This window comes from Streptomyces globosus (assembly GCF_003325375.1).
In the GTDB taxonomy this organism is placed as follows: domain Bacteria; phylum Actinomycetota; class Actinomycetes; order Streptomycetales; family Streptomycetaceae; genus Streptomyces; species Streptomyces globosus_A.
This window is the reverse complement of the sequence record NZ_CP030864.1, coordinates 152,116-166,529: the sequence shown is the minus strand read 5'-3', so window position 1 is coordinate 166,529 and position 14,414 is coordinate 152,116. Positions and strand designations below refer to the sequence as shown.

The following is a 14,414-nucleotide window of genomic DNA, read 5'->3' as shown; positions in this document are numbered from 1 at the left end:
GTCAGCGGGTCCGGTCCTCGGTCAGTACGTCGCGGACGATGGAGACGGCCTTGTCGATGTCCGCCGCGGACACGCCGTTGTGCGTGACGGCGCGCAGCCTGCCGTGCCCGAGCTCGGCCAGGGACAGCCCGCGGTAGGCCGCGGCCTCGACGAACGTCTGCCAGGTGAAGCGGGGGTCGGTGACCCGGAACATCACGATGTTGGTCTGCACGGCGGCGGGGTCGGTCTCGATGCCGTCGATCCCGGCCAGGCCCTCGGCCAGCCGGCGGGCATGGGCGTGGTCCTCCTCCAGCCGGTCCAGGCCGTCCAGGGCGACCAGGCCGGCGGCCGCGATGATGCCGGCCTGCCGCATGCCGCCGCCGAGCATCTTGCGGGCCCGGCGGACCTCGGTGATGAAGTCCTCGCTGCCGGCCACCATCGAGCCGATGGGCGCGCCGAGCCCCTTGGAGAGGCAGAACTGCACCGAGTCGGCGTACTGGGCGATCTCCGCGGCCGGGATCCCGAGCGCGACGGCGGCGTTGAACAGCCGGGCGCCGTCCAGGTGCAGGGCGACGTCGTTCTCGTGGGCGAACTCCCAGACCTCCTTCATGTAGCTCTGCGGGAGCACGACGCCGCCGCAGCGGTTCTGGGTGTTCTCCAGGCAGACCAGGGAGGGCAGGGCGAACTGCTCGTCCTCGGGGTCGTCGGGGAATCCGGCGCGCAGGTCGGACAGCAGGAGCCGGCCGTCGGGCTGGTTGGGGATGCGCTCGTACATCACGCCGCCGCAGACGGTCGCGCCGGCGGCCTCGTAGATGTAGATGTCGCTCTCGGCACCGACCAGCATCTTCGAGCCGCGAGGCGCGTGCACCAGGATGGAGGCCAGGTTGGCCATGGTGCCGCTCGGCATCAGGCAGGCGGCCTGCTTGCCGAGCAGGTCGGCGGAGCGCTCCTCCAGCAGGCGGACGGTCGGGTCCTCGCCGTAGACGTCGTCCCCCAGCGGGGCGTCGTTCATCGCGCGCATCATCGCCGGAGTGGGCAGGGTGAAGGTGTCGCTGCGCAGTTCGATCATGGTCATGGGTGTTCTTCCCCTACTTCGCGGACGCGTCGGCGTCGAGCCGGACGGTGATGTGCTGCCGGGCCGCCCCGAGGGCGGCCGCGACCTGCGCGGCGTCGTCGCCGCGGACGATGACGTGGCCGAGCCGGTCGTACGCGTTCTGCGGCGGGCGTACGGGCCGCCCCGCGGCCGCGGTGACGGTCACCCGCTCGACTCCCTCGGCCGCCAGCGCCTCGCCGGTGCCGTCGACGGACGCGAGCGTGCCGGGCCGGTCGGCGAGCAGGAACCGGATGCCGGCGTGCCCGGACCGGCGGGCGGCGAGGTCCACCGGGAGCCCGGCGGCGGCCCGGATCTGCTGCTCCAGCAGGTCCGATCCGGTGGCGAGCCTGATCAGTTCGGGGATCATGCCGCCGGCGAGCCGCGGGTTGATCTCGATGACGGCCGGGCCCCGCGCGGTCAGCTTGACCTCGGTGTGCGTCGGCCCGAAGCGCATGCCGGCCGCCTTCAGCGCCCGGGTGACGGCGTCCACCAGCGCGGCCCGCTCCGCCTCCTGGAGCGGCGCCGGGAAGTCGTGCCCCGCCTCGACGAAGTACGGGATGCCGGTGAGGTGCTTGGCGGTGACGCCGACGCAGACGGCGTCACCGCCGTCGCCGAACATCTCGACGCTGTACTCGGGGGCGTCGAGGTACTCCTCGACGAGCACGGTGCGGGCCGTGGGCAGGCCGCGGACATTGGTCTCGACGGCCAGGATGCGGGCGGCGTGCACGGCGGCCTCGGCGGCCGTGGAGCACAGCAGCACGTCGTTGGAGCCCGAGTCGTCGGCGGGCTTGACGACACAGGGCAGGCCCACCGAGGCGGCGGCCTCCTCGGCGCGGGCGGCGTCCGTCACGACCGCGAAGCGGGGCTGGGGGACCCCCGCCGCCTCCAGCGTGCGCCGCAGCTCGGCCTTGTTGCGGCAGCGGTTCGCCGCCGCCTCGTCGTTGCCCGGCAGGCCCAGCCACTCGGCCAGCGCGGCAACGGCGGGCACGTAGAAGTCGCTGGTCGTGGTGATGCCGGCGATCTCCTCCCGCCGGAACCGCTCCTGGATGGTGCGGCGCAGGGCGGAGGCGTCGTTGGTGTCGCACACCACGATCCGGCAGCCGGTCTCCGCGGCCCCCGCGTACCGGTCCGGATTGCTCGTCAGCAGGACGGCGGTCAGGCCGAGCCCGGCCGCGGTGCCCAGCGCCTGGACGCCGGTGCCGCTGGTGTTCGCCTCGACGAACAGCAGGTGGCGGGGGCCGGCGGGCCGCCCGCCGAGGCCGGCGGAGGACCACGAGCGGACGGGGGTGCCGTACTCCACGGGGACCGGGGCGTCGGAGCAGGCGAGCTCCTCCAGCCGGTGCACCGCCCAGTGCTCGTCGCTGTAGACGGTCTCGGTGTACCGGTCGCCGCGGTCGGGGAAGATGCCGACGATCCGGCTGCCCGGCTCGGCCGTCAGGGCCAGGTGGCGCAGCACCCGGTAGACGGAGCCGGAGGTGTTCCCGGCGAAGATCTGCTGCTCACGGGCGAGTTCGCGGGTGGCGGCGAACGCCTCGCGGTCGTTCAGCCAGTGGATCTCGTCGATCGCGGTGCGGTCCAGGTTGTTCGGGTGGAGGCTGTTGCCGAGGCCGCTCTGCAGCCGGCCGGGCACGTCCGGCTGGTCGAAGAGCGTGCTGCCGACCGAGTCCACCCCGACGACCCGCAGTCCGGGCAGGCTGCGCCGCAGGGCACGGCCGGTGCCGCACAGCGAGCCGCCGCTGCCGACCGCGCCGACCAGGGCGTCGAGCGGGCCGAGGTCGGCCAGCAGTTCCGCGGCGAGCACCCGGTAGGCGCCGGGGTTGTCGGGGTTGCTGTACTGCTGCGGCCAGAAGGCGCCCGGCAGTTCGCGCATCAGCTCGGCCAGCCGGTCGAGCCGCGCCCCCTGCCAGCCGCCGTCCGCCATGGCGGCGACGACGTGGACCTCGCAGCCCAGGGCGCGCAGCTTCGCCAGGGTCGTCGGATCGGTCCGCGGGTCGGTGACGATGTGCACCGGGTGCCCGAGGGAGCGTCCGACCAGGGCGACGCCGAGCGCCATCGTGCCCGAGGAGCTCTCCACGATCGGCGCGCCGGGCCGCAGCACGCCCAGCCGGCGGGCCTCGGAGACGATGTTCCGGGCCACCCGGTCCTTCATCCCGAAGGCGTTGGCGAGTTCGAGCTTCGCGTACACCTGCGTGCCCTCGGAGGCGGGCACGTCCAGCCGGACCAGCGGAGTGTTGCCGACCGCGTCGTTCATCGATTCGAAGATCATGTTCATGCCCCCCAGGCAGATTCGGTGCTCGCCCCGCGAGCCGGCACGGTGGTCTCCCGCACCGTCACTTCCATGGAGCTGGCGCTCCAGACGTCCCCGCGGCCCAGCGACCGGTGCACCGCCGTCGTCCCCGGCAGCTCGGCGCACGCCGCCAGCGCGGACCCGACCCTGGCGGCCAGCTCCGGGTCGTCGGCGGCGTAGAGGATGCCGAGCACCGTGCCGCTGTGGGCACAGGCCACCCCGAGCCCGCCGGTCTCCGCGCAGATCCGCCGGAGTTCGGGCAGGCTCCGGCGCGACCGGGCGGCCGCGTTGAGCTCCGCGCTGCGGGTGGCGACCCGGCCCACCGCCGCCAGGTCGCCGGCGCGGACGGCCGAGCACAGCTCGTCCAGCAGGACGGCGTACTCCGCCTTCTCCGCCTCGCCGACCCGGCGGGACTGCCGGTTGTGCGCGATGGTGTCGACCTGGCCGCCCTCGTCGTGCCCGACGATCACCAGCGGCGGCAGCATGCCCAGCTCCTCGCGGAGTTCGGCCTCGCGGTGGTGGTAGGCGACGATCTGGTCGTACATCACCCCGTCCGTCGGCTCGATCCTCCGCATGAAGGACTCGATCTCCGCCGCCCCGAACGCCCTGCCCACCGCCGCGCCCACCGCGCGCACCGTGGCCACCAGGTCCGCCGACGAGCTCGCCATGCCCTTGCCCTCGGGCAGCTCGCTGCTCAGCTCCAGCGAGCCGCCCCCGGTCCGCCCGGCCGCGGCCAGCGCCAGCTCGGCGATCCGCACCGCCTTGCGCTTGTGCGGCGGCCAGACGGTGAAGCCCTCCCGGCCGGGGGAGTGCCGGAAGACCGCCCGGCTCCACCCCGCGACCGGGAACGTCACCATGAAGTGCCGGTCTCCCTCCGGCAGCACGCCCTGGAGCAGCTCGCCGAACGTGCCGAACGCCGTACCGGTGCCGCAGATGTCGATCTCAGCCGCCATGGGGCTCGCGTGCGCTTCCATTCCCGTCCTCCCCCGTCGTCCGGGCGGTCGCCGCCGCCCGCTCCGCCCACTCCTGCACGAGCCGCTCGTGCTCCTCCTGCTGCGCCCCGAGCGCCGTCCGCACCGCGTCCGGATGCGCCGACCCGCTGGACCGCATCCGGCGCAGCGCCTGGCCGACGTCGAAGGCGTCGCCCAGCGTGGCCGCCGGGTCGGCCAGCTCGTGGCCCTGGTCCAGCGCGGCCCGGCGCAGCAGCTCCGGGTCGCCCTCGGCGGGCCTGCGGCCCGCCGCGACCGCCGCCACGATGTACCGGCCGGCGATCACCTGCGCCCGCCGCCACGGCACCTCCTCGCGCAGCGTCAGCGAGTTGGCGAGGGCGAAGCCGCCCAGGAACTCCCGCTCGCACACCTCGGCCATCCGGTCGGTCCGGAAGGACAGGTGCCGCAGCACCTCCGTGAACAGCCGCGTCGTGCTGCGCAGCGCCTCGAACGCCTGGTAGACGTGCGCACCCGCCTCCTTGGACACCTCGACGGTGTTGGAGTACGGCGTGTTGCGCTGGCCCAGCGTCACGTCGATGTGGAAGGACGACAGGTGCGAGCTGCGGCCCCGGATGCGCTCCAGGATCGGGAAGTTCTTCTTCTGCGGCATCGCCGAGGAGATGCCGGACAGCTCGTCGGGCAGGTCGATGAACCCGTACTCGCTGCTGCCCCAGGCGAGCAGGTCCGTGGCGAACCGGCTCAGCGCCACGCCCAGGACCCCGAACTCGGCGGTGATCTCCAGGGCCCAGCCGCGGGAGGCCACCGACATCAGCGCGTTCGGCTGGGCCCGCCGGAACCCCAGCAGCGAGGCCATCCGGTCCCGGTCCCAGGGCAGCTCCTGGCCGGACATGGCGCCCGCGCCCAGCGGGCAGGCGTCGATCCCGTCGTACGTGGCCAGGAGCCGGCGCAGCGTGTGCTGCACGTGCTCCGAGACCGCCGCCAGGTAGAAGCCCGGCGTGATGATCTGGGCGGCCTGGTGGTGGGTGTAGCCGGGCATCGGCAGGTCGACCGTGGCCGCGGCCAGCTCCCGCGCGGCCGTCTGGAAGTCCAGCAGGGAGCGCGCCGCCCCGATCAGCCGGTTGCGGGCGAACATCAGCTGGGCGCACGCCTGGAGGTCGTTGCGGCTGCGGTCCAGGTGCCAGGCCGGCACGGGCGCGGACAGGCCGTTCTCCACGTGGCGTTCCAGCGCGAACGCGATGTCGGACATGTTCGCCTGCTGCTGCCCCGTGATGACCTCGCGGGTGGCGCCGCGGAGCAGGCCGTCCAGCTCCCCCGCCTGCCCGGGGGAGATCAGCCGCATCCGCGCGTACTCGGCGACGAGCGTCCGCTCGATCTGCACGTAGTACGGGAGCAGGTGCTCGGCCTCGTAGGCGAACTGCGGGTCGAGCAGCTCGTCCCGCAGGAGGGCGCTGGGACCGCTGGATATGCGGCCGGAGAGTGTGTTGGTCATGCTGTACCGCCTCACACCGCTACGGGTTCGGCGTCGGGGATCTCCCGCACCGACCGGACACCGGAAAGAAGGATCACGACACCGGAGAGCAGGACGCCGATCGCGCCGAGCACCAGGGTCTGCTGGGTGCCGATGGCACCGCCGAGGAAGCCGCCGGCCAGGGCGCCGACCGGGGTCACGCCCATCACGGCCATCCGGATGGTCGCGTTCATCCGGCCCTGCAGGTGGTCCGGGGTGACCGCGGACCGCAGGCTGCGCTGGTTGACGTTGTAGATGATGATCATGGCTGAGTCGATGAAGTGCATGACCACGATGAGCAGCGAGGCCTCCGTCTTCGGAAGCTGCGTGGCCAGCGGGATCAGCAGGGCCGACAGACCCGCGACGCCCAGCGAGACGACCATCGCCCGCCCCAGGCCCAGCAGCCGGCTCGCCCGCTCGGCGAGCAGGGCGCCGACCAGGGCGCCGGCCCCGGCCGAGGCGAAGATCAGGCCGATGTAGAAGGGCTCCACGCCCAGCGTGCGGGTGACGAAGATCAGGAACACCGGCTCGATCACCAGCGTGAAGAGGTTGAAGACGAGGGTGGCGGTCACCAGGGTCCGCACCACCGGGTTCCGCAGCACCGGCTGCGCGCCCTCGGCGATCTCCCGCCACATGTTCGGCTTCACCACCGCTTCGCCCCCCGCCTCGGGGACGGCCGGCGCGGGCTTGGCCTCACGGTGCCGGATCAGCGCCGTGAAGACGGCGGAGACCAGGTACGTGACCGAGTTGACGATCACCGCGAAGGGCGCGGAGACCATCTGGAGCAGGCCGCCTCCCATCGCGTTGCCCGCGATGTCGGACGCCGAGCTGCTCAGCTCCAGCTTGCTGTTGCCCTCGACGAGGTCCTTGCGGTCGATCAGCAGCGGCAGGTACGAGGCACTGCCGATGTCCGAGACCACCGTGCAGGCGCCGATGGCCAGCGACACCGCGAGCAGCAGCGGGAAGGAGAGGAAGCCGCCCGCCCAGCCGACGGGCAGGAGCAGCAGCAGCGCCGCCCGCACCAGGTCCGTGAGGATGAGGATGGGCCGCTTCGCACTGCGGTCCAGCCACACCCCGGCGAACAGGCTGATGAACAGGTACGGCAGGCCCTCCGCCGCCACCAGGACGCCCATCTCGAACGGCGTGGCCTCCAGGGAGACGGCGGCGATCAGCGGAAGTGCCACGGCGGTGACCTTCGAGCCGAACAGGGACGCGGTCAGCCCGAGCCACAGGTTGCGGAAGTCGGCGTGCCGCCACAGGGTGGTTCTCCTGTCGGTCACGGTCGGGGCCCTTCCCGGTTGTTGTCGTACATGTCTCTCGCTATCTCCTGGGCGTGCGCGCCGCGCACGATCCCGTAGTGGTCGGTGTCGAGGTCGCGTACCGTCAGGCCGGATCCGGCCGTCCGCCCCCACGCCTCGGTGAAGCCGGCCCGGATGCCGTCGGTGCTGCGGTAGAGGCGCACCGCGCCGGGGAAGACGGGTGGCCGGTATGCCGCCGCGGCCCGCAGGTTCCCCCGGAACACCGCGTGGTGGCGGGCCAGGTCGTCCGGTTGCGGGGCGCCGCCGGGGTCCGCCCGGAGCAGTTCCCCGCGGATCACGCGCAGGCCCTCCCGGAGCCCGCCGGCCGCGGCCGCCGAGGCCAGCGCCGCCGCCGTCGCGGGCGGCACCCCGCCGCCCCCGGAGGAGGCCAGCAGGTCCTCCAGGAAGTGCAGGAGCACCTCCGCCTCCGTGCCCGGCGCACGGCTGCCGTCGGGGTGGCCGCTGTCCACCAGCGCGAGCAGCTCCACCCGCTCGCCCGCGGCGGTCAGCCGGACGGCCATCTCGTGCGCCACGAGCCCGCCGAACGACCAGCCCGCCAGGCGGTACGGGCCCGCGGGCCGCACCTCGCGGACGGCGTGCAGGTACGCCTCGGCCATCTCCCCGACGCTCTGCGCGGGCGCGGTTCCGGCGTCGAGTCCCGCCGCGGCGAGCCCGTACACCGGCTGGTCCGCGCCCAGGGCCGCCGCCAGCTCGCGGTAGCACAGCACGCTGCCGCCCGCGGGGTGCACCAGGAAGAGCGGGTTCCGGGTGCCGGCCGCCCGCAGGGGCACCGCCGCCCCGGGCCGGGCGGCTTCGCTGCCGCCGCGGACCAGCTCCGCCTGCCGGGCGACCGTCGGGTGCGCCAGCACCGCCGAGACGCCCAGCCGCAGCCCGAACGCCGCGTTGATACGGGAGACGAGCCGCAGCGCCAGCAGCGAATGCCCGCCCGCCGCGAAGAAGTCGTCCTCGACGCCCAGGCCGTCCGCGCCGAGCAGCTCGGTCCAGAGGTCCAGCAGCCGCGCCTCGTGGCCGTCGCGCGGGCCGACGGCCGCGGCGGAGCGGGCGGGCGCCCCCTCGGCCGGCGCGGGGAGGGCCTTGCGGTCCAGCTTGCCGCTGCCGGTCAGCGGCATCGCGGCCAGCTCGGTCCACGACGACGGCACCATGTACGCGGGAAGCGCGTCCGCGGCGTGCGCCGAGAGCACCGCCGGACCGGCCGCGCCCGCGGCGCCCGGCCGCATGACCACGTAGGCGGCCAGCCGGTCCCCGCGCAGCAGTACCGCGCACTCGGCGACGTCCGGGTGGGCCGACAGGACCGCCTCGACCTCCCCGAGCTCGATCCGGAACCCGCGCAGCTTGATCTGCGCGTCGGTGCGGCCCCGGTACTCCAGCGCTCCGTCCGGCAGGTGCCGTACGAGGTCCCCGGTCCGGTAGAGCCTGCGCACCACCCCGGCGCGGTCGGTGTGCCGGACGAAGGCCCGGTCGGTCAGGTCCGGCCGCCGGTGGTAGCCCTCGGCCAGCTGGACGCCGCCCAGGTACAGCTCACCCGTCACCCCGCGCGGCACGGGCAGGCCGTGCCGGTCCAGCACGTACAGCTCGGTGTTGGCGACCGGCCGCCCGATGGGGACCACGCCGCTGCCGTCGTCCGTGCACCGCCAGTAGGTGACGTCCACGGCCGCCTCGGTGGGCCCGTAGAGGTTGTGCAGCTCCGCGGTGAAGCGGGACAGGAAGCGCTGCTGGAGGTCGTGGGGGAGGGCCTCGCCGCTGCACACCACCCGCGTCAGGCTCGTGCACGCCGCGGCGGACGGCTCCTCGACGAACGCCTGCAGCATCGACGGCACGAAGTGCACCGTGGTGACCTGCTCGGCCCCGATCAGCTCCGCCAGGTACGCCGGGTCGCGGTGGCCCCCCGGCGCCGCGAGCACCATGACGGCGCCGGTCAGCAGCGGCCAGAAGAACTCCCACACGGACACGTCGAAAGTCGCCGGCGTCTTCTGCAGCACCGGCTCGCCGGGCCGCAGACCGTACTCCTCCTGCATCCACAGCAGCCGGTTCACGATGGCCCGGTGGGAGACGACGACGCCCTTCGGCGTCCCCGTCGAACCCGATGTGAAGATCATGTACGCGGCGTCCCCGGGCCCGGCGGCCTCCGATCCGGCCTCCTCGCCCGCGCCGTCGGCCTCCGCCGCGTCCGGGTGCACCAGGACCGTGCCCGGCCCGGCGACCTTCGCCTCCCACTCCGGAAGCGTGAGCACCAACGGGATTCCGGCATCCGCCAGGATTCCGCGCAGCCGCCGCCCCGGGTGCTCCGGGTCGAGCGGGACGTACGCGGCCCCCGACTTCAGCACCGCGAGCAGGCAGACCGGCAGCTCCAGCGAGCGCTCCAGCAGCACCGCCACGAACCCGCCCGGCCGGGCACCGCGCGCCCGCAGCAGGCCCGCCAGCCGATCCGCCCGCTCGTCCAGCTCCCGGTACGTCAGCGAGCGGCCGCCGAACCGGACCGCCGGGGCGTCCGGCGTGCGCCGGGCCTGCTCCTCGACCAGCGCGTGCAGCACGTGCGTCCGGTCGTAGCGCCGGGCCGTGCCGTTCCACTCGCCGAACAGCCGGTGCTCCTGCGGCGACAGCAGGTCGGCGGTCTCGTAGCGGCCCTCCGGGTCGGTGGCCATGGCGGTGAGCGCGGCCGCGTAGTAGCCGTGGAACAGCCCGATCTGCGCGGCGTCGAACCGGGACGCGTCCCAGCGCAGCCCCAGGCCGAGCCCGCCGTGCACCGCGTCCCGGTAGAACTCCGCCCCGAAGGGGAAGTTGGTGTGCGCGACACCCCGCGAGTCGAGGACCTCCACCTCCGACTGCCCGTCCAGCTGCCGCTCGACGTGGAAGTGGGTGTAGTTGAAGAAGGACTCGAACGGCTCGGACACACCCGTGCACCGGATGATCTCCGCCAGCGGGTAGCGGCGGTGCCGCAGGATCTCCAGGTCCAGCGCCGCCGTCTCGCGCACCAGGTCGGACCAGCTGCCGCCGGTCAGCCGGCCGCGCACCGGCAGCGTGTTCAGGAAGACGCCCAGCGCCAGGTCGCCGTCCGCCTCCTCGCCCCGCCCGTTGTACACGGCACCCGTCACCGGGTCGTCCGTGCCGGTCAGCAGGCCCATCACCCGCAGGTGCGCCGCGAGGAGCACCGTCCGCAGCGGGACGCCCAGGTCCCGGGCGAGCGCGGTCAGCCCCTCCAGCACCGCACCGGGCAGCGCCTGCTCGGTGAACTCCATGACCGCGGCCCCCGCGTCCTGCGGCCGCCCGGCCGCCACGGCACCCCGCGGCAGGCGGGTGAGGGTCGCGCCCTCCAACTGCCCGGCCCAGAACCGTCGGCTGCCCTCGTCCTCCACCGCCGCCCGCTCCAGCGCCACGTACGAGGAGAAGCGCGACCGGAGCGGAGCCGCGGACGGCGCTTCCGCGCCGGAGAGCGCGCGGCCGTAGCGCAGCAGCAGCTCGGCGTACAGGGAGCGCTCGCTCCAGCCGTCCAGGATCGCGTGGTGCTCGGTGATGTACAGCTGGACGGTGTCGTCGGGCCGCCGCTGCACGTGGAAGCGGATCAGCGGGGCCGTACGCCAGTCGAAGCGCCCGGCGTTCTCCAGCTCCCAGCGGCGCTCCGCCGCGGCATCCGCCGCGTCGGGCGTCAGACCGCTCAGGTCCTCGAAGGCGACCGGCGGCGCGACGTCCGCGTGGACCAGCTGCATCGGCTCACGGAAGCCGCTCACGTCGAAGGACGTGCGCAGGATCTCGTGCCGGGCCAGCAGCCCCGCCACCGCCTCCCGCCAGGCGTCCTCGCTGTACCCGGCCCGGATCCGGTACGTCGACACGTTGTGGTACTCGCTGCCCGCCCCCGACAGGTCGCCGTGGAACAGCATGCCCTGCTGGAGCCGGGTCATCGGGTACGCGTCGTCCAGGCCGTCCGGCAGCCGGTCCCGGTCGGCCGGGTCCAGCAGCGAGAACGGCGGGTGCGCGGCGGCCCCGGCGCCGCCCCCGGCGCCGCCCGTGCCGCCCGCGGCGGTGGCCGCCGCGGCCAGCGCACGGATCGTCTGGTGGGCCATCAGGTCCTGGAAGCCGATCCGCAGACCGGCCTCGCCCGCCAGGGCCAGCAGCCGGATGCTGCGGATGGAGTCGCCGCCCAGCGCGAAGTAGTTGTCGTCGACGCCCACCTGCTCCACGTCCAGCACGCGGGCCCACACCTGCGCCAGCACCTGCTCCGCGGGCGTGGACGGCGCCGCGTACGCGCGGCCCGATCCGGCCCGGGGGGCCTGCGGGGCGGGCAGCCGCCTGCGGTCCACCTTCCCGTTCGCCGTGAGCGGGAACTCCGGCAGCACCGTGAACGTCGACGGGACCATGTGGACGGGCAGCCGCCGGACGGCGTGCGCCCGCAGCGCCCCGCCGTCCAGGGCTCCGGCGTCCGCCCCGGTCCGCGCGGTGACGTAGGCGGCGAGCCGGGCGTGCCCCTCCTCGTCCGTGTGCACCAGCACCACCGCCTCGTGCACCAGCTCGTGGCCGGCCAGAGCCGCCTCGATCTCGCCCGGCTCGATACGGAAGCCGCGCAGCTGGATCTGCGCGTCGGTGCGGCCGCAGTACTCCAGGTCTCCGTCGGGCAGCCGGCGCGCCAGGTCGCCGGTGCGGTAGAGCCGCTCGGCCGGATCGTCCGAGAACGGGTGCCGGACGAACCGCTCGGCGGTCAGCTCCGGCCGGTTCAGGTACCCGTCCGCCAGGCCCGCGCCGCCCACGTACAGCTCGCCCAGCACACCCGCGGGCACAGGCCGGCCCTGCGGGTCCAGCACGTACAGGTGCAGGTCGGGGATCGGCTCGCCGATGACGCTGCCGCTGCCGGCCTCCAGGTCCTTCAGGGTGATCGGGCGGTGGGTGACGTGCACCGTCGTCTCGGTGATGCCGTACATGTTCACCAGCTGCGGGCAGGCGTCCCCGTACCGGTCGAACCAGCCGCGCAGCGACGCCGGCTCCAGGGCCTCGCCGCCGAAGACGACGTAGCGCAGGGCGAGTTCCGACGGGTCGCCGCCGGAGGCCTCGTCGGCCCGCATCAGCTGGTGGAACGCCGACGGCGTCTGGTTGAGCACGGTGACCCGCTGCTCGCGCAGCAGCCGCAGGAAGGCCGCCGGCTCCCGGCTCGTCCCGTACGGGACGACGACCAGCCGGCCGCCGTACGCGAGGGCGCCCCACAGCTCCCACACGGAGAAGTCGAACGCGTAGGAGTGGAAGAGGGTCCACACGTCCCCGGGGCCGAATCCGAACCAGTGGTCGGTGGAGGTGAACAGCCGGCTGATGTTGCGGTGCGGGATCAGCACACCCTTCGGGCGGCCGGTCGAACCGGAGGTGTAGATGACGTATGCGAGGTCGTCCGGGCCCGCACCGGCGGCGACCGGCGTGTCCGGGTACGCCTCCAGCAGCTCCCGGTCGGCCGCCGTGTCGACCACCGCCCCGTCGAAGGCGGCGCCCTCCCCGGCCGGATCGGCCCACCAGCGCGGAACCCCCCGGCCCGTCACGATCGTCCGCAGCCCGGAGTCCTCGACCATGAGGCGCAGCCGGTCCACCGGGTACGCCGGGTCCAGCGGAACGTAGGCCCCGCCCGCCTTCAGCACCGCGAGCAGCGCCACCACCAGCTCCGCGGACCGCTCCATGCTCAGCCCGACCATCACACCGGGGCCCACCCCGAGCCCGCGCAGGTGGTGCGCGAGCCGGTTGGCGCGGCGGTCCAGGTCGCCGTAGCCGATGCGGAGCCCGCCGTCGACCAGCGCCACCGCGTCCGGCGTGCGGGAGGCCCACTCGGCGAACAGCTCGTGCACCGGCCGCGGACCGGAGGCCGCCGCCGGGGCCGCCGGGGGCGCGGGCGCCAGGGCGGCGCACTCCTCCTCGGACAGCATCCGCAGGGCCGACACCGGGACGTCCGGCTCCGCGACGACGGCCTCGACCAGCCGCGCGTAGTGGCGGGCCAGGCCGTCCACGACGGACGCCTCGAACAGGTCGCTGCGGTACTCGAAGACCCCCGTCACACCCTCCGGGGTGTCCGCCACGTCCAGGGACAGGTCGAACTTGGCCGTGCCGGAGTCCGCCGCCAGGGGCTCGCCCTCGATCCCGGCGAAGCGCAGGACCTGGTCGCCGACCTCGTTCATGCCGAACATCACCTGGAAGACGGGCGACGACTCGGCGTCCCGGTCCGGGTTCTTCATCCGGACCAGCTCCTCGAACGGCATGTCCTGGTGCTCCTGCGCCTCCAGGACGCCGTCCCGGACCCGGAGCAGCAGCTCCCGGAACGTCGGGTCCCCCGACAGGTCGGTGCGCAGCACCGTCGTGTTGACGAACAGGCCCACCGCGGACGCGAACTCGGACCGGTGCCGGTTCGCGATCGGAGTGCCCACCACGATGTCGTCGAGCCCGGTGTAGCGGTTCAGCAGCAGGTCGAAGACCGCCAGCAGCCCGTGGAAGAACGTCGCGTCCGCGCCACCGCACAGCTCCCGCAGCCGCTCGGCCGCCGCGGGCAGCCCGAAGGCCAGCGAGGCCCCGCGCCGCTCCGCCGCCGCACCGCGCGGCCGGGTCGCCGGCAGCCGCATGACCGGCAGGTCGCCGGCCAGCCGCTGCTCCCAGTACGCGCGCTGCCGCGCGGCGGCCGGGCTCTCGAGCCACTCCTCCTGCCAGCAGGAGTAGTCCGCGTACTGGAACTCCACCTCCGGCAGTGCGGCGCCCGCCCCGGACACCAGGGCCCCGTACACCTCGGCCAGCTCGCGGAAGAGGATCTCGCAGGACCAGCCGTCGGAGACGATGTGGTGCATCCCCACCAGCAGCACCGACTCCTCCGCCGCCACGCGCAGCAGCCCGACCCGGAAGAGCGGGCCCCGCGCCAGGTCGAACGGCCTCGCCTCCTCCGCCCGGACCCACGCCCGGACGACACCGCCGGTGTCCTCCGGTGCGCGGCCGAACCTGGCGGCCGCGGCCGCCACGTCCGTCTCCGCCCACTCGAAGGCGGCCTCCCGGGCGACGAGCTGGAGCAGCTCGCCGTCCTGGACCGCGAACCGGGTCCGCAGCGCCTCGTGCCGCTCGACCAGGACGCGCGCCGCCTCGCGCAGCGCCCCGCCGTCCACGGCGCCGCGCAGCCGGTGGAAGAGCGGCATGTGGTACGTGGGCGCGTCGCCCGCGAGCTGCTGCAGGAAGTACATGCGGTGCTGCGCCCGAGAGGCGCGGAACTCGTAGATCTCCTCTGCGAGTCCCTCTTCGGCTGCGCCGGGCAGTCCGGTGTTCACGAAGTCCCCATCCC

At 74.2% G+C, this 14,414-nt stretch carries 6 protein-coding genes; all 6 read right to left on the bottom strand.

Annotated features, from left to right (window positions below; all coding sequences use genetic code 11):
- Window position 1 precedes the first annotated feature (1 nt).
- Genes C0216_RS31690 through C0216_RS31665 form a run of 6 tightly spaced genes read right to left on the bottom strand, consistent with a single transcriptional unit; the run spans window position 2 to window position 14,400 of the window.
- Window positions 2–1,048, bottom strand: a complete 1,047-nt coding sequence (locus C0216_RS31690; protein WP_114059481.1) for a GntG family PLP-dependent aldolase — start codon at window positions 1,046–1,048, stop codon at window positions 2–4.
- 19 nt (window positions 1,049–1,067) lie between these two features.
- On the bottom strand, window positions 1,068–3,338 hold the full coding sequence (locus C0216_RS31685) for a pyridoxal-phosphate dependent enzyme (RefSeq protein WP_114059480.1): 2,271 nt from the start codon (window positions 3,336–3,338) through the stop codon (window positions 1,068–1,070).
- A gap of 2 nt (window positions 3,339–3,340) precedes the next feature.
- Window positions 3,341–4,333 (bottom strand): kinase, encoded by a 993-nt coding sequence (locus C0216_RS31680; protein ID WP_114059222.1) that lies wholly within the window; start codon window positions 4,331–4,333, stop codon window positions 3,341–3,343.
- Window positions 4,302–5,798 carry an argininosuccinate lyase gene (locus tag C0216_RS31675; protein ID WP_114059221.1) on the bottom strand — a complete coding sequence of 499 codons (1,497 nt, stop codon included), beginning with the start codon at window positions 5,796–5,798 and terminating at the stop codon, window positions 4,302–4,304. The genes C0216_RS31680 and C0216_RS31675 overlap by 32 nt, the downstream gene beginning before the upstream one ends.
- A gap of 11 nt (window positions 5,799–5,809) precedes the next feature.
- The gene (locus tag C0216_RS31670; RefSeq protein ID WP_114059220.1) at window positions 5,810–7,096 is read right to left on the bottom strand and encodes an MFS transporter; all 1,287 of its coding nucleotides are present in this window, start codon (window positions 7,094–7,096) and stop codon (window positions 5,810–5,812) included.
- Window positions 7,093–14,400, bottom strand: a complete 7,308-nt coding sequence (locus tag C0216_RS31665) for an amino acid adenylation domain-containing protein (RefSeq protein WP_114059219.1) — start codon at window positions 14,398–14,400, stop codon at window positions 7,093–7,095. Before C0216_RS31665 ends, C0216_RS31670 begins: the two co-directional genes overlap by 4 nt.
- Window positions 14,401–14,414: the final 14 nt, after the last annotated feature.